At 47.7% G+C, this 17341-nt stretch carries 11 protein-coding genes and 1 pseudogene; all 12 read left to right on the top strand.

What is annotated here, in order from left to right:
* Positions 1 to 113 precede the first annotated feature (113 nt).
* The 12 genes and pseudogenes from tnpB to DESPODRAFT_RS14925 all read left to right on the top strand — a co-directional run bounded on the left by tnpB (position 114) and on the right by DESPODRAFT_RS14925 (position 17127).
* Entirely contained in the window at positions 114 to 245 is a 132-nt protein-coding gene (tnpB, locus tag DESPODRAFT_RS21755; RefSeq protein ID WP_216594011.1) for an IS66 family insertion sequence element accessory protein TnpB, read from the top strand.
* A gap of 139 nt (positions 246 to 384) precedes the next feature.
* A pseudogene (gene tnpC, locus DESPODRAFT_RS21995) lies at positions 385 to 1975 on the top strand (IS66 family transposase).
* 1081 nt (positions 1976 to 3056) lie between these two features.
* Entirely contained in the window at positions 3057 to 3287 is a 231-nt protein-coding gene (locus DESPODRAFT_RS14970; protein WP_004074495.1) for a hypothetical protein, read from the top strand.
* Between the two features lie 232 nt (positions 3288 to 3519).
* Positions 3520 to 3933 (top strand): nucleoside diphosphate kinase regulator, encoded by a 414-nt coding sequence (gene rnk / locus DESPODRAFT_RS14965; RefSeq protein ID WP_004074493.1) that lies wholly within the window; start codon positions 3520 to 3522, stop codon positions 3931 to 3933.
* Positions 3934 to 4914: 981 nt separating this feature from the next.
* Positions 4915 to 6231, top strand: coding sequence for a group II intron reverse transcriptase/maturase (gene ltrA / locus DESPODRAFT_RS14960; RefSeq protein ID WP_004074492.1), 1317 nt, complete (start codon positions 4915 to 4917; stop codon positions 6229 to 6231).
* Between the two features lie 723 nt (positions 6232 to 6954).
* On the top strand, positions 6955 to 7455 hold the full coding sequence (locus tag DESPODRAFT_RS14955; RefSeq protein WP_004074491.1) for a rubrerythrin family protein: 501 nt from the start codon (positions 6955 to 6957) through the stop codon (positions 7453 to 7455).
* An 80-nt stretch (positions 7456 to 7535) separates the two neighbouring features.
* A complete protein-coding gene (locus DESPODRAFT_RS14950) occupies positions 7536 to 8531 on the top strand; it encodes a biotin synthase BioB (protein ID WP_004074490.1) in 996 nt (331 codons plus the stop codon).
* A 12-nt stretch (positions 8532 to 8543) separates the two neighbouring features.
* Positions 8544 to 9491 (top strand): ABC transporter substrate-binding protein, encoded by a 948-nt coding sequence (locus tag DESPODRAFT_RS14945; RefSeq protein WP_004074489.1) that lies wholly within the window; start codon positions 8544 to 8546, stop codon positions 9489 to 9491.
* 40 nt (positions 9492 to 9531) lie between these two features.
* Positions 9532 to 10266 (top strand): ABC transporter permease, encoded by a 735-nt coding sequence (locus tag DESPODRAFT_RS14940; RefSeq protein WP_004074488.1) that lies wholly within the window; start codon positions 9532 to 9534, stop codon positions 10264 to 10266.
* Positions 10263 to 11051, top strand: coding sequence for an ABC transporter ATP-binding protein (locus DESPODRAFT_RS14935; RefSeq protein WP_004074487.1), 789 nt, complete (start codon positions 10263 to 10265; stop codon positions 11049 to 11051). The genes DESPODRAFT_RS14940 and DESPODRAFT_RS14935 overlap by 4 nt, the downstream gene beginning before the upstream one ends.
* Before the next feature lie 421 nt (positions 11052 to 11472).
* Positions 11473 to 12930, top strand: a complete 1458-nt coding sequence (locus DESPODRAFT_RS14930; protein WP_245531930.1) for a PfaD family polyunsaturated fatty acid/polyketide biosynthesis protein — start codon at positions 11473 to 11475, stop codon at positions 12928 to 12930.
* 114 nt (positions 12931 to 13044) lie between these two features.
* The gene (locus DESPODRAFT_RS14925; RefSeq protein WP_004074485.1) at positions 13045 to 17127 is read left to right on the top strand and encodes a type I polyketide synthase; all 4083 of its coding nucleotides are present in this window, start codon (positions 13045 to 13047) and stop codon (positions 17125 to 17127) included.
* Positions 17128 to 17341: the final 214 nt, after the last annotated feature.

Raw genomic sequence — 17341 nt, 5'->3', positions numbered from 1 at the left:
CCAGAATTTAAAAATTCATATTGCACTTGGGAGCACTGATATGCGTAAATCCATTGATGGGTTATCCATACTTGTGAGTGAAACATTGAATTTTAGATCCATTCTCAGGACACATGTTTGTATTCTGTAATCGGAAACAGAATATATTGAAAATCCTGTATTGGGATCGTAATGGATTCTGTCTCTGGCACAAGAGGCTGGAAAAGGATTGTTTTCAATGGCCCAAGTCAAAAATGAGATTTTAACCATTGGCGCAAAAGAACTTTCCTGGCTAATGGACGGGCTCTCAATTCATCAGGAAAAGCACATAAGCCATTAAAATATTCGGCTGTTTTTTGAAGAAAAAAACTGTCAAAAACAGCGTGGTTATGGTATATACAACGCATGAATCAAGAGGCTTTTGCGAACATAAATGACGTTGAGAAATTAAAAGAAATAATGGCTTCTTTTGTCAGTGATTTTTCAGATAGAGAACACAATTATAAAGCCGAAATAAAAATTCTCAACGAGCAGATTAAAAGCCTTCTGGACCGACTTTTTGGCAAAAAGACAGAAAAAATTCATAAGGATGACGGTCAACGCTCCCTTTTCGATACTTTTGAACCGGATACTCCCATATTAGACGACGAGCCCGAAGAAATCAGTGTGCCTGCCCATAAAGGGGAAAAAACAGGGCGCAAGCCTTTGCCTGCAAACCTTCCACGGGTTGAAGTGATCCACGATCTGAGCGAAGGAAGAAAAAACATGTGGCTGTGGTTGCATGAAATCGCGTTGTGGCCAGGAAGAATCTGAACAGCTTGAGATTATTCCGGCACAGATGAGAGTGATCAAGAATATCCGTTATAAATACGCAATGTAAAAACTGTGAAGGTGTTGAAGATGACGGCCCGACAGTGCCCATTGCCAGAATGCCGGAACAAATGAATCCCCAAAAGCATTGCAACCCCAGGACTTCTGGCTCATATCCTGACCGCCAAATTTGCAGATGCCTTGCCTTTCTACCGGCAGGAAAAACAGTTTCACCGAATTGGAGTAGACATTCACAGATCAAATATGTGCAATTGGGCCATAAAAGTGGCCCAGGGCTGTGAGATCCTGCTGGAATTCATGAAGGGTGAAATCCTTAACGGTCCAGTGATCAATATTGATGAAACAACTGTCCAAGTTCTGAAAGAACCGAAACGGTCAAAATGCTATATGTGGGTGTTCAAAGGAGGAACACCGGACAATCCCATTATTCTGTTCCAGTATCACCCAACTCGATCCGGGGACGTTGCCCGTAATTTTTTGAACGGCTATCAGGGTATTGTCCAAACGGATGGTTATGGTGCATATGACTTTCTTGATCATATTGAGGGAATCATTCATGTTGCCTGCTGGATACACGCACGTCGAAAGTTCATGGAGGTGGTCAAAGCTGCCGGGAATAAAGACGGCAAACCGACAGGAATCTCCGGCAAAGCCCTGAAGTACATCAGCAAATTATACAAAATAGAGAGAGAGGCCAAAGAACTTGGTTTGTCTGCTGATGGGACTTTACCGGAAAAGGCAGGAACAAGCCTTGCCTATCCTTGATGAATTTAAAAAATGGTTGGATGCTCAAGTTGAGAAGGTGCCCCCCAAAAGCCTTCTTGGCAAAGCCATCAACTACACCCTTAATCAATGGCATCGGCTGGTCCTGTATACGGAAAGTGGTCTGGTAATGCCCGACAATAATGTGGTTGAAAATGCAATAAGACCCTTTGTGGTCGGTAGAAAAAATTGGTTATTTTCGTGTACATCCGAAGGCGCCAGGGCCAGTGCCTGCATTTACAGCCTAATCGAAACCGCCAAGGCCAATGGACTTGAACCTTATTGGTACCTCAAATTTCTTTTTGAAAATTTACCGGAAGCCATGACGGAAGACGAATTTAAAGCTTTGATGCCACAAAACGTGGATAAAAACTTGCTGGAAAACTATACAACACCCCGATAGGCTTAAAAAGGTGTGGTTCATACACCGCTTACATTCAAAATTTAATGGTTATCCCAACGTTGGTTCGGACCAACGTTGGGGATTAATAAAATTATCACTCGATCATCAAGTTTTTAGGGAATTTGTTCAAATTCAAGGCGGAAACAATTTTTAACCGGATGAATATACAACATATTTTGAGGATTAAAAATTGTTTCCAACGCCGAAGTTGGGCAAATTAACAAAAACTTGATCATCGAGTATCAGGTCAATCCCCCGGTAATGAAGGAAAGCCCACTCATCTAAAGTCAACTATACACCTTTGGGTGCAATGTGCATCGGTGTTGCGTTCTGCGACATCGATGCAACAGTCTTTAATATTCGTATTAATCATGAAATCTTATGCTTTCAATGTGTTAAATAGAATTCAGATCTTGGTACACTCTTTGCTTTTACCATAACCAGAACAATCGACATCGTTTTTTATATGAAAGTCAAAGTAACTTATTGAATTACTTTTATGTTTCGTTGTGGGTTGAGTCTTGGTGCTGATGGGCCTGGTCGGCCCATGGCCGTTAATACAAAAAGGTTCCGGTAATTATGGAGAACAAAGAGCTCAACAATAACCTTGTTCACGTGTTTATCAATGAGGCGAACCACGAAGTATCGGCATTATTGTCTTCGCCGATACCGTCGATTTTCCATGATGTGTTGGACGTTACATATGAACAGATCCAAAAGGTTGCTGTAACGGTTTGATTGGTACGCACTTAGCGTTTTAGGGCAAAGGACCGCGTTAGGCGGATAATTATTATTAATATGGAGACCATGACTAAGATGTTTCTAAATGATGTGAAATCAGCCGAGAATCTATCAACCTGGTATTTTTGTCCGTATTGTCAAAAACGGCTGTTCAAGGGGAACGTTGAAACACTGAGAATGACCTGTCCCAATTGCAACCGGCTCATTGAGTCGGACGGGAAATCTTCTCTGAGTTTAAAAAGAAGAGGATCGCAATCAGTCCCTGGAAAACACCTAATCTAATGACTGTTTGAACCATATAAAATTCCAAAGAATAAAAAAACATCATTAAGGAAGCAATATGATTTTAAAAAATGAGCAAATGGATCTTTGCATCCATTGTATGAATATTCATCACTGTTTTTATTATAAAAATAAAAAGGAATCTGTCTTGTTTTGCGAAGAATATGCCTTGGAATATGTCTTCAAGGATATTGCGGCATCCTTGAATGATGTTAAACAGCTCAAAAGAACTGGGGTGATGTTTTTGCCTGGAGAAAAACCGGAATTGTTCAATCAGGAGGGCGTATAAATGAGTTCATTTTTCCTGACTGGAAGCATAGGGACCAGTGTGCCCCTTAAACGGGTGTGCCCAGAATGTTTAACTGTTCAAATTGTGGCCTTCAGCAACAGGTTTAAATACGTTAAATGCAATTTTTGTGGTTCGAAGATTCCGCCCGGGAAAGGCAGAAAATAAAACTAAAAAATTTGAAGTTACTGAAGCCTTTGGATAAAGAAATAGCGTGTAATGCAAGGAAAGTGAAATGGAAAAGGAAATATTGGTAACGGAGTTTGATTTAGAGCGTTTGGAAAGCCTTTTGGATATGTGCTGGGGCTGTAGCAGTTTTGATGAAAAAAATTTAGAGTCCCTGCAAAAAAAGATATCAAATTGTATTGTTGTGCCACCTGAATTCATTCCGAATAATATTATTACAATGAATTCGACCTTCACTGTTGAAAATGAGGTCACCAAGGAGAAAAAAACCTATACTCTGGTTTTTCCAGAGGATGCAGATATCAGAGGCAACAAGATTTCGATTCTGGCTCCAATAGGTATTGCAATCCTTGGGCATAAAGTGGGGGAATCCATAGAATGGATTGCCCCCTCCGGGTTGAAAAAAATGGAATTCATAGAGATTCATTATCAACCTGAAACCTGCGGACAGTTCAAGTTGTGATCAAGAGGAGACATTATACCAATTTAGACTAAGTGTTTAATTTTATAAGTTTATTGAAAGTAAATTCCCAATTAAAATCAATGAGTTATGAAAAATCGGTATAATGTCTAATATATAGAATTCAGGGCTTGGTCCTAACTTCGCTCATTTATAGGGGAGAATGATAAAAAAAATTTAAATTGAAATAGTACGAGATATTTTAAGCTCGATCTGATACGAAAACTTACTTATTTTCAACCACAAATACCAGATCGAGCCATGAATAAAGCGTACAGCGATTCATTAAATGCAGCAAGCAAAAAAAAGGTATGGGAACGAGCCGCTACGGCAAAAATAGTTTTTGATTTTGAATCAAGGGAACAAACTGTTACTCGATCATCAAGTTTTTAGGGGATTTGTTCAAATTCAAGGCGGAAACAATTTTTAACCGGAGGAATATACAACATATTTTGAGGATTAAAATTTTTTTCCAACGCCGAAGTTGGGCAAATTAACAAAAACTTGATCATCGGTGCGCCACGAGGCGCCTATACTACTCGTGGATGAAAGTTCCACCGGAAAAGCGTAGACCCAGCGCATTCCGTATCGAGTCTTGGGCTTGTGTCGGTAACGGCACAGGCTAAGCGTAGACAGAGAGATTGCAGGCCGTAAGCATTTGCTGAAGTGATTGAGCCCCGAAAAAAGTATGTTGGAATGGCCGATGATTTCGATGATTCAGAAGGCAATATTCCATGTGTCGTTTATGGGAAGATACACGGAGCATTCCCGGGGTCTGAGAGCATGGCATGTAATCAAAGCAGATAGGTGAACGTGGGAGATCCTGACGTCTCTTTCAAGGAGGAAAGTATTGACTGACAAGTGTAAAGGCGAGGAGGTCAAGATGGATGGCAGGAAGTCAGATGAGTCATAGTACCGTTGAACCGGGGTAACGCCTGGGGAGGGAAGGACACTGGGTAAAATCGATCTATGAGAGGACACGTTATGAAACCAACAGAGTTTCAGATGTTGACGGAAACAAAATTGAATAGAATAGCCTGGCTGTCCTCAAGGGATGACGAGAAGGTGTTTGATAATTTGATGCACCTATTCAACAAAGAATCTCTAAGGGGTTGTTTCAGCGAGCTTGATGGAAGGAAGGCCGTTGGAATTGATGGCATAGATAAGGATGCATATGGAGCCGAACTGGATAGAAATCTCGAAGATCTACTTGAGCGCATGAAAAAGATGGCTTATCGGCCCGGCCCCGTGCGTCAGGTGTTGATCCCCAAGGAGGGAAAGCCTGGTGCTACGCGGCCATTGGGCATCGGTAATCTCGAGGATAAAATGGTACAGATGATGACTCAGAAGGTTCTGGAAAGCATATATGAACCTCTGTTCTATGAATGTTCCTATGGATTCAGACCAGGCAGGGGATGTCACGATGCAATCAAGGCCTTGAATCAGCACCTCTACCATAACGAACTCCAGACGGTTATAGACGTTGACCTCGCCAATTATTTTGGATCTATTAACCATAAAAAGTTGGAAACTATACTTAGGCTGAAGATCAAAGATGAGCGTTTTATTCGGTATCTCATCCGAATGTTCAAAGCTGGAGTCTTAACTCAAAGAGAGCTGACAGTCAGTGATGAGGGGGTACCACAAGGTAGCCCCTGTAGTCCCGTTTTGGCGAATATCTTCGCCCATTATGTAATTGACGTATGGTTTCTGAACGTCGTGAAACAGCATTGTGACGGAAGGGTGGAATTGTTCCGCTATTGTGATGACGTGGTGATCTGCTGCCAGTTTGAATATGATGCAAATCGGATAACACAAGCCCTTGGTAAACGCCTCGAAAGATTTGGACTGAAGCTGAACGAACTCAAAACAAAGTTGGTATCGTTCTCAAAGCAGGAAATGAGAAGTGGTAAAAAGCAGGGTACCTTCGATTTTTTGGGTTTTACCTTTTATCTTGGTAAGGCTCGAAAGGGGTTCATCGTTCCGAAACTGAAAACTTGCGGAAAACGCTTTAGAAGTAAACTCAAGAAAATCGGGGCATGGGCTCGTAGCGTAAAAGACCGTTTTGATCTCAAGGAAATATGGCGAAGATTCTGCAGCAAGATGAGGGGACACATCCGATATTATGGGGTGTCCAACAATGGCAAATGCTTGAGCCAATTTCGAAATCATGCTGTTCTGATAATGTTTAAATGGTTAAATAGGCGAAGTCAGCGTAAATCCTTTAACTGGGAGAAATTCAAGTTGTTTCTTGAAGCGTATCCTCCGCCGAAAGTTAGGATTTATCATACCCTTTTCTAAACCAGACAGACAGGTGAATGATTATATCTCGAGCCCATTGCCTAAATAGGGCACGATGGGTTCCAAATGGGGGGGAGCCGGGTGACCGGCTCCTCTACCAGATAGTAACAAAAACGCATAGCTCCGCCTGGTCAATTACAAACTGACTCAAGAATGGGTCTTAAATAGACAACAGTCGAGAAGTCTCGACTGAAATTTAATTGAAATTTTAAAAAATCATACAGTCTTAATTTAGTTGTGAAAAAGTAAAAAACCTTTCAAAAAAAGAGAGATTGTATGCTCGAATAATTCTATATAATTCATTATTCGATTTTCGTAAAGTTTTTTCACGTCATCGCATATGGATAATTTTTACCATCATCGTTCTTGGATTTATTGGTTGCAGTGAGATGGTGGCAGTTACCTCACTTTACCGCTTGGTTCATGTCGCGTTTTGGGTCTTTTGAAATTTGGCAATACCGCAAAACTCACCCCCCAAAACGGTTGAATAGACGTATTCGCATGGGGGCGTGCAACCGTTTCTTGACGGACAGCAACAAGAACAGCGATTTCCTGATGCGACATCGATCTTTGGTGGAATAGCCGCAGTATACCAGAAGGCTGAGTGATATTTTTTGCCCGACCTTGAAAAACCTCGGGGTCTGCTATATTTTTTGAAGTTGGAAGAAAATTGTGTGATCCACTATAATTATTTAAAACTTTAAAACAAAGGAGATTAGACATATGGGAACCATGGAAAATTTAGCAGCAGCATTTGCAGGAGAAAGTCAAGCTAATCGTAAATATCTCGCTTATGCCGCCAAAGCGGATAAAGATGGATTTCCCCAGGTGGCCAAATTGTTTCGGGCGGCCGCTGAAGCCGAAACCATCCATGCCCATGCCCATCTGCGGGCAATGGGAGGGATTAATTCAACTTTGGAAAATCTTCAGGACGCCATTGCCGGTGAAGCCCATGAATTCACGGAGATGTATCCCGAATTTATTTCCGAAGCCGAAAAAGAAGGAAACAAAAAAGCTGTCACCACCTTTAAATTTGCCATGCCTGTGGAAGAAGTCCATCACGGCCTCTATGCCAAGGCATTGGACGCAGTAAAAGGCGGCGGCGATCTGCCGGAAGCAAGCATTCTCATTTGTCCTGTCTGCGGCCATACCATTGAGGACTGTGCCCCGGAAAAATGTCCGATTTGCAATACGCCCGGCACAAAATATATTGAAATATCCTGATCGTAAATAATTGAAGTTAGTGTCTGAACAAAAATCTGGAAATTTTACGGCTTTCAAACGGGCGAGCGTTAAGGAGTCTAATGGGCTGGCATATAAAACCAAAAATAGCGTACATTCTTGATAAATCCCTTGATGACGGCATCAGCCGGGAAGAAGCAGAAACCTTGATCCGGATGGATCTGCACAGCAAAGAAACCTATGCACTGATGGAGACAGCGGACCGCTTCTCCCGGCAAACTTTCGGATTGAAAGGGGAGAATCATCTGCACATCGGAGTGAACCTGGAACCCTGTCCTTTGAACTGTCGCTTTTGCTCCCTTACCAAAGAAGCCGGCATTTTTACAGAAAAGATTGAATTTGACTACCAACAGATCCTGGCCTGGTCCATGGAGGCCCAGGCCGCAGGGGCAGATGGGTTAAATCTTATGACCACGGGGACCTATCCCTTTAAACGGTTGCTGGAATTGGGCTCGCGGCTCAAACAAGAGCTGACCCTTCCCCTGGTGGCCAATACGCGGGATATCACCCATGCCGAAGGCGAACAGCTTTTGGAGGCGGGATTTGTCGGCGCCTACCACGCTGTCCGGCTGGGGGAGGGCAGGGATACCCCGTTGAAAAAAGAAAAACGGATCCGGACCATCCAGGTTTTTAACGATGTGGGCCTCAAATGGATGAACTGCGTGGAACCGGTGGGACCGGAACATACGCCTGAAGAACTGGTGGAATTAATGTTTCTGGCCCGGGAGTACCACGCCACTTATTCCGGTGTCATGCGCCGGGTGAATTTCCCGGGCAGCCCCATGGAAAAATACGGGATGATCACGGAATTTGAAATGGCCCGCCTGGTGGCAGTCAGTCGCCTGGTCATGGGACGGGTGCCAAAGGCCCATTGTACCCATGAACCCCATACGGCTTCGATGACTGCGGGCGCAAACCTCTTTTTTCCGGAAAAAGGCTCCAGCCCCAGGGACGATCAGGCCGATACGGGAAAAGGGCGGGCCAGGGACATCAATGAATGCCGGAGGCTACATTGGGAAACCGGCTGGGACCCGGGATTGCCCTCAAATTGTTTTTAAGGATATACAGGCATGGCAATATTAAAGGTGTTTGTGTCTGCTTTTATTTTTTTCCTGGTGGTCTGCTGCCCGGATCCTGGGTTTGCGTTTAACGCAGGCACCTGGAAGACGGCCCAGACCATCCAGCCGTTTTTTTATGACCGGTTCACCGGGACGGGACAAAATGTTAAGGTGTTTTCCTTTACCAATCCGGCTGATCAGAAAACTGCGCTGATGGCAGGCAACCTGGATATCTGCGGTACCACCATCGCCCATGCCATTCATTCTGCAGCCCTGGGTCAGCCCGTGGTCGTGGTGGCCGCGCTTTGTAACAAGTGCTCGGCTTTCGTGGTCGCCGCAGACAGTCCTGTCCAGTCTCCCGCCGACTTAAAAGGTAAAAAGATCGGATATGTGCCGGGTACCATGCATGAGATTCTTCTGAGGGAAACCCTTATCCGTTCCGGTCTCTCTCCGGACCGGGAGGTGGCCCTGACCCGTGTGGATTTTTTTGATATGGGCCTGGCCCTGGCACGCGGCGGTATTGACGCCTTTGTCTCGGGCGAACCCTTTCCCACCATCGCCGTAATCAAGGGGTATGGCAGAATTCTTTCCTATCCCTATTACGGGGAATCCATCGGTACCATCAATGCCGGGATGCTGGTTACCCGTAATTCAATTGAAAAAAATCATGGCCTGGTTCTTGAGATGGTCAGGGCCCATGCCCGGGCCACCCGGTTTCTCAAGCAGCACAGGCAATTATGGCTGGCAAAAGCATCGGAGTTCGGCACCCCTATGAAAATACTGGAGGGAGCGGCCGACAACATGGAATTGGCCTGGGACATGGATCCCGATTTCGTTGAAAAGGCCCGGGCCCTGGGGGGGCGCATGCAAGCCCTTGGCCTGATCCAGCGCCAGCCGGATTACAGCCGGTTGTTTGATTTGAGTTTTGTGAACCAAATCCGGGCGGAGATTAAAGATTAAGTTATATCGTATCCTTCCCTGGATTTTACCGGCCACAGCCTTGTGTGTATGGGGACTTGCATCAAAACTGGACTGGCTGCCGCCTTATCTGCTGCCATCGCCCGGAGAAATTTTGGATACTGCCGGGATCTATATCTTCGGGACGGACGGGCATGGGCCCTACGCCGGCCGTTTTGCAAGGGATGCACTGGCCAGTCTGGGGCGGGTAGGACTAGGATTCTGTCTGGCCACGGTATTTGGACTGACTCTGGGTGTCTGGTCCGGCCGGGTTCCTGCCGCGGCACGGTTGCTGAACACACCGGTGAACGGGTTGAGAGCTGTGCCCGGCATCACCTGGCTCCCACTGGCAATGGTCTGGTTTGGTATTGGTCTGAAAACCACGGTGTTTCTGGTGGCTTTGGCCGCGTTTTTTCCCATTTATCTGAATGCCGCCTCCGGGGCCGCCCAGGTCAACCCGTTGCTTCTCCAGGCCGGGGCCATGATGGGGGTGAACCGCCTCCGGGGCACATTTGCCATTCTTCTGCCGGCTGCCATGCCAGCCATTGTCACGGGCCTGCGGCTGGGCCTGGGGATTTCCTGGGCATACCTTGTACTCGGAGAGCTGTCCGGTGTCTCTGCGGGGCTGGGGGCCGTGATCATGGATGCCCGGATGTTGGGGCGCATTGATATGATCGTGGTGGGGATTATCCTCATTGCCCTCATGGGGCAGACCAGTGACTGGCTGCTGAAAAACGCATTAAAATTCTGTTTTCACAGTGCGGCGCGCCAGATATGAATATCCTGTCAAACCAGTTCGCTTCAGGCCCCATCCTGGATGTCCAGGAGCTTTCGAAAGCATTCTCGGTCAACAGTGAACAGACCCCGGTGCTATCGGGTTTAAGCTTTCAAGCTGGTCCTGGGGAGTTTATCTGCATTATAGGACAGAGCGGTTGCGGTAAATCCACCCTGATCAAATTGCTGGCCGGATTTGTTCCACCGACATCCGGCCGGATTTTGTTTAAGGGAAAAAACATAACCGCCCCTGGGCCGGATCGTTGTGTGGTCTTTCAGGAGGACGCTCTTTTTTCCTGGCTCACCGTGGCTGAAAATATCGGGTTCGGCCTGAAAAGAAAAGCCTTGTCTGCAGCTGAAAAACAGGGCCGGGTAAACCGGTTTTTAGATCTTGTGGGCCTGACCGAATTTAAAAATTACCTGCCACGGGAGATTTCAGGGGGAATGAAGCAGCGGGTGGCCCTGGCCCGGGTTCTGGTACTCAGCCCCGAGGTGCTGCTCATGGATGAACCCTTTGCTGCCCTGGACGCCCAGACCCGCGAGCAAATGCAGAATCTGCTTTTATCCCTGTGGGAACAATTGAAACAGACCATTGTATTTGTTACCCATGATGTACGCGAAGCGGTGACACTTGCGGACCGAACCATGGTAATGGGCAGGATAACAGGAAAAACAATTATAAATCCTACTCACCTGGTTCCCATTCCCCTGGAGCGTCCCCGTATTCAGAACAGTCGCGAATTCATGAAATTGGCAGCACAGTTGAAAGCCATGGTTTTCCGGATTTAATCATAACTGGGGAAAAGTCAATTTTCGCGCCAAGGGAAAATTCAACTAAACCCAGACGGTTTTAGAGATAACGGCTTCATCAGTTCACAAACTCATCTCTTATACCGTCTATTTCCTGGTGTTTTTGTTCGCCGTGAGAATGATAAACATTCCCTATCATCAATAAGCTATCTTGATTACAGGCATCGGGTATGCTATTAGACTCCAACCATGAAAATTGTACCCCGGCGCTGCGGACGTCGTAACGTTGGGGAGTAGCGTCAGTATATACGATAACACCTTGCACAGTATCCGCCAGGGACAATACACCACTATGACATCGCAACTTGATTTAGTTAGGGCTATTCATAATATCAGCCGGCCGCAGCTGCTTATAAAAAATTTTGACGGGATACATATCAGCCGGCCATCACAAAGTAATATGGCCTCGCTGTCAGAGCAGATCTATGTGCCGGCCATACGCCCGGAAAACCTTGGGGATTCGGAATTTAAGCGGCGTCATGGTTTAAAATATGCCTATGTGGCCGGTGCCATGGCCAACGGCATCGCGTCCACAGCACTTGTGAAGACCATGGGCGAAAACGGGATGCTCGGCTTTTTTGGTGCCGGCGGATTAAGCCTTGAACAAATAGAAACCGCCATTCTTGAACTCAAGACCGGTCTTGGGGACAAACCCTTTGGATTCAATCTGATCCACAGTCTGGCAGACCCGGACCATGAAATGGCAACGGTAAAACGCTATCTTGACCATGGGGTCACTCTGATATCTGCAGCAGCCTTCCTGCGTATCACCCTGCCTTTAGTATATTATCGTGTCAAAGGCATCCATCGAAACAATCAAGGTGACATTGTCACCCCAAACCGCGTTATTGCAAAAGTGTCACGCATTGAAGTGGCCCGGCAGTTTTTCGCACCACCACCGGAAAAGCTGCTTGAGCAGTTGGTTGACCGGCAAATGATCACTTCAGATGAAGCAATGCTTGCCGCTCACATCCCCATGGCCCAGGACCTCACTGCCGAGGCTGATTCGGGCGGACACACGGATAACCGCCCTGCCCTGACGCTTTTACCAACCTTCATTGCCCTAAAGAACGAAGCCATGGCAACATATAATTTTCAAAGCCCGCTATGTGTCGGGCTTGGCGGCGGCATTGCCACGCCGGAATCCGCCTCTGCCGCTTTCAGCATGGGTGCCGCATATATCCTTACCGGCTCCATTAACCAGGCATGTGTGGAGGCCGGTATCTGTGAAGAGGTTAAAAAACTGCTCAGCCAGGCAGAACAGGCGGACGTTGCCATGGCTCCTTCCGCAGACATGTTTGAAATCGGCGCACGGGTTCAGGTGCTTAAACGCGGGACGTTGTTTCCTGTACGGGCGGAAAAACTGTATCAATTTTACAAAAACTATGCCTGTTTTGCTGACCTTCCCCCGGCTGCCCAAAAGGAGATTGAGGATAAATTCCTATTAACTTCGTTTGATGCAGCATGGCAGTCCACCCGGGATTTTTTCCTGTCACGGGGACAACAGCAGGAGGTGGATCGAGCAGAGCGGGATCCGGCTCACAAAATGGCCCTGGTTTTCAGATCCTATCTTGGTCAGTCTTCCAGGTGGGCAATCCAGGGTAATCCCCAGCGTAAGATGGACTACCAGATCTGGTGCGGCCCTGCCATGGGTGCATTCAACCAATGGGCCAAAAGCAGCTTCCTTGAACCCCATACCAACCGGTTTGCAGCAGAGATCGCCATGAATCTGCTCACCGGGGCCTGTGTTGTCACCAGGGCCGCATTTGCAAGGGCCCAGGGCATTGAACTGCCCCCCGGTGCAGGACTTTTTTCTCCCATGCCCTTCGATGAAATATTAAAGCTGATTTCCTCATAACCTATGTAAAACTTTTGTCAATATCCTTGCTGGGGGATGCTCCGAGCCTCTTTGCCATATATATAGGTTCCATAAAATATATTTTAAACCAGCAACCATAATTACTTTTCATATATGACACCCAAAGCCGCAACAGAAACACAGACGCCTTGCACACCCAAAACGCCCATTGCCATCATCGGCATGGGCTGTATTTTTCCTGAATCCAGAAACCTGAAAGAATTCTGGAGGTTGGTGTTCAACGGCATTGATGCCATCACACAAGTTCCCCAGGACTCACACTGGCGTCTGAAAGATTATTTCAATGAAGACCCGGACTGCCCTGACCACACCTATTGCAGCAGGGGGGGGTTTTTACCGGACATTGCCTTTGATCCTTTAACCTACGGCATTCCCCCCAAAAACATCGAAGCCACGGACACCTCCCAGCTTCTGGGTCTGGAAGTGGTTCGCATGGCACTTGCCGATGCAGGCTACCCTGTGGGCCATGCCCATCTGAAAGAAAAACGGGTAAATGTAATCCTCGGGGTAACCGGCACCCAGGAACTGGTGATTCCCCTTGGCGCAAGACTGGGACATCCATTCTGGAAAAACGCCTTGGATGCAGCCGGCATCGCCCCGGATAAAAAGGAACGCGTATTAAAACTGATCAGCGATTCCTATGTCAGCTGGCAGGAAAATTCATTTCCAGGCCTTCTAGGCAATGTGGTGGCGGGAAGAATCGCCAACCGTATGGACCTGTCAGGTACCAACACGGTGTGTGATGCAGCATGTGCAAGCTCCTTTTCCGCCATTCATACGGCGATGATGGAACTTGAAACCGGACGGTGCGATATGTCCATCACCGGCGGTGTGGATACCCTCAACGACATTTTCATGCACATGTGCTTTTCCAAAACCGGGGTATTGTCTCGCACCAGTGACGCCAGGCCCTTTTCAGTAAACGCCGACGGCACGGTACTGGGTGAAGGTATCGGCCTGCTGGTGCTCAAGCGGCTGACGGACGCCCAACGTGATCAGGACCGGATTTATGCGGTCATCAAAGGCATGGGTACGGCCAGTGACGGGCGCACCTCGGCCATATACGCCCCGGAGGCCAAAGGACAGATCAAGGCCCTGGAAAACGCCTATGGCAATGCAGGTATTTTACCCGAATCCGTGGGTCTGATTGAAGCCCACGGTACAGGCACAAGGGTGGGTGATAAGGTTGAATTTACTGCACTGAAAAAATTTTTCAAAGACAAAGCAGCCGGATCCACGGCCATAGGATCGGTGAAATCCATGATCGGCCACACCAAGGCCGCAGCCGGTGCCGCAGGCATGATCAAGGCAGCCCTGGCCCTGCACCACAAGATTCTGCCTCCCACACTGAAAGCCCAAACCCCTGACCCGGATCTGGATATACTGAACTCCCCCTTCTATCTCAACCAGACCGCCAGGCCATGGATCGGCGGCGGCGCAATGAATTCCTTGAGGTGTTCCGGCGTTTCCGCCTTTGGATTCGGCGGATCAAACTTCCATGCCGTGCTTGAAGAGTATACGCCTGAAAAGGCCAATATCTCCTGGGACGGCACGGTCCAGATCCTGGCGCTTTCCGGAAAGAGCAAAAAAGAAATTATTAAAAAGCTCAACAGCATTTCTGAAACCATACAAACATATGATAGTAGGGACAAATCCGCTTTTAACCAGGCCATTGCCTGGCAGGCAGCGCAATCCAGAAAAGCCTTTTCATCAAAACATGATGTGAGGCTCTTAATTTTGCTCTCTGACCAGGATGATCTTTTTGAACGGATGACCCAGGCAAAAGGTACGGTCAATGGCGAACAACCTGCCAAACCGCCTATATTCTTCGGGCAGGGGAAAGCATCAGGGAAGCTGGGATTTGTCTTCCCGGGCCAGGGAAGCCAATACACCGGAATGGCCGGTCAGATTATCTCTGTTTTTCCCGAAAGCCTTCAAATACTTGAGATGGCCCAGTCCTGTGTCACGAATACGGATGCGGAAGATGACAGCGTGCTCTCCGCCTATATCTATCCGCCGCCGGAATATGCCATGGATAAAAAATCCGCCGAGGCAGCCCTGCGTCAGACCCGCATCGCCCAGCCGGCCATTGGTGCGGTCTCTTTATCCATGCTGAAAATTCTCTCCCGGTTCAAGGTAATCCCCCAGATGACCTGCGGCCACAGTTACGGAGAATTGTGCGCATTATATGCCGCCGGCTGGATTGATGAGAAAACGTGTCTTGAACTTTCGGCTGCCCGGGGCAACTTCATGGCCAAGGCCGGTCAAAGAGCCGGCGATCCAGGCAGCATGCTCGCAATCCAGGCCCCTATTGAAAAGATCAAAGCCCTCATTCAAGAAGAAAAACTCGATCTTGTCCTGGCCAATAAGAACAGCCCGGTTCAGGGCGTGTTATCCGGAGAGACCCAACAGATCCTCAAAGCTGAAAAAATTTGCAAAAGCCGCAACATGCGGGCCGTCAAACTGCCTGTGGCCGCAGCGTTTCACAGCCACCTGGTGTCAGATGCCGCAGCACCGTTCAATAAGTTGACACGGAAAGCAACCATCACGCCGACACAAATTAACGTATTATCCAATACAACCGGCTCGCCCTATCCTGAAGACTCAGCCCAGGCCCAGGATCTTTTAGGCCGGCAGTTGATGCACCCGGTGGATTTTATTGGTGACATCAAACAGATGTATGAGCGAGGCGTTGACACCTTTGTGGAGATTGGGCCCAAGTCTGTTTTGTGCGGCTTGATTCAATCCATTTTAAAAGACCGGGATGTACAGACCATTGCCTTAGATAAATCAGCTGGAAAATCAGCCGGAAGAAATTCGGGCATCCAGGACCTGGGGACGGGATTATGCACCCTTGCCGCCTTAGGTCACCCTGTGGATCTTTCCGCCTGGGAGGAAGATGCGGCACCGCCTGAGTCTAAAAAACTTATTATTATGCTCAACGGAGCCAATGCAAAGCCCCCGTTACCTGAAATACCTTCGACGAAAGGTATTCAGACTGAACAGGCACCTGTTCATGCCCATAGCACGCCATTACAAGCCCGGGCAGCGCAAGATTACAAAAACGAAAACATTGGACTGGATTCATCTGTTAATACAACGGTTTTAACCCAACGGAGATCCACCACACAAGGAAATACCATGACATCTTTTCCACACCCTGAATTTAACGAGACCCACCCCCAAACAACGTCAAATTCAATCCAACATGTGACTGCAAACCAGATTCCGGCGAACCCGGATATCCTTGTCCAGGGGCTCAATGCCATGCAGCAGCTCCAGGCCCAGACCGCCCGTGCCCATGAAAAGTTTTTGGAGACCCAGGCCCAGGCCGGCAAGGCCTTAGCCGCACTGATGTCACAAACCCGTGGACAGGTGTTCACCCCGGCAGCCCCTGCAATTCAACCGCCGGCCCCAGCCCCGGCACAGGCCCTGCCATACCGGCAGCCCCAGATCTCTGAGCCGGCTGCATTACCATCAATTCAGAAAACAACATCAAAACCCGACGCTTCTCAGGTCCGCCCCCCCCAGCCATCAGCAGCACCGGTGACCCCTGCGCCGACGGCGGCTGCCCCTGCTCCGGAGGTTAAAAACCTCCTGTTTGAAATTGTCAGCCGTTTAACAGGGTTCCCGGTAGAGATGCTGGAACCAGAAATGGATATTGAATCGGACCTCGGCGTTGACTCCATTAAAAAAGTTGAGATCATTTCGGAACTTGAAAAAGCATTTCCCGACAAAGAGGATCTATCCGCCCAACGCCTGGGTTCAGTCAAAACCCTTGGAGATATCTGTACGGCTGTTGAAACAGATCAGGGAAAGACCACTGTGCCCGAACAACCAACCGCGCCCACGCGCAATGGGCAAAACAAGTCGAAAAACAACCAGCCGGCCCAAGATACCCTTGGCATTCTGGTCAACATCATCAGTGAATTAACAGGGTTCCCCAAAGAGATGCTCGAACCCGAAATGAATCTTGAATCTGATCTTGGCATTGACTCCATAAAACGGGTTGAGATTTTGTCGCGACTCGAACAGGAGAAGCCCGACGCCAGGGCATTGTCGCCGGATGATATGGGCAGCTTAAAAACCATAGCCGACATCATAAATTACTTAACACCTGAACAAACAACGGTTTCCAAAGAAACCGCTAAAAAAAAACTTCGCATGACCCCATAAGTGACCCAAGCCAGGCGGGAAAGGCTGAAAAAACAAAAATAAAGGCGCTTGGCAGACAAGAAGTCGTACTTACAGCCCTCCCCACCCATCAGGTCCGCTTCTATAATGGGTCAAGAATTCACATACCTGCCGGTAAAACCATTTACCTGACAAGGGATAATGCAGGCATTGCCACGGCATTTGAAAAGGCGTTTAAAAAACTTAATATAGCCGC

It is taken from the genome of Desulfobacter postgatei 2ac9 (genome assembly GCF_000233695.2).
Taxonomy (GTDB): Bacteria; Desulfobacterota; Desulfobacteria; order Desulfobacterales; family Desulfobacteraceae; genus Desulfobacter; species Desulfobacter postgatei.
This window is presented reverse-complemented; position numbering and strand designations above follow the sequence as displayed.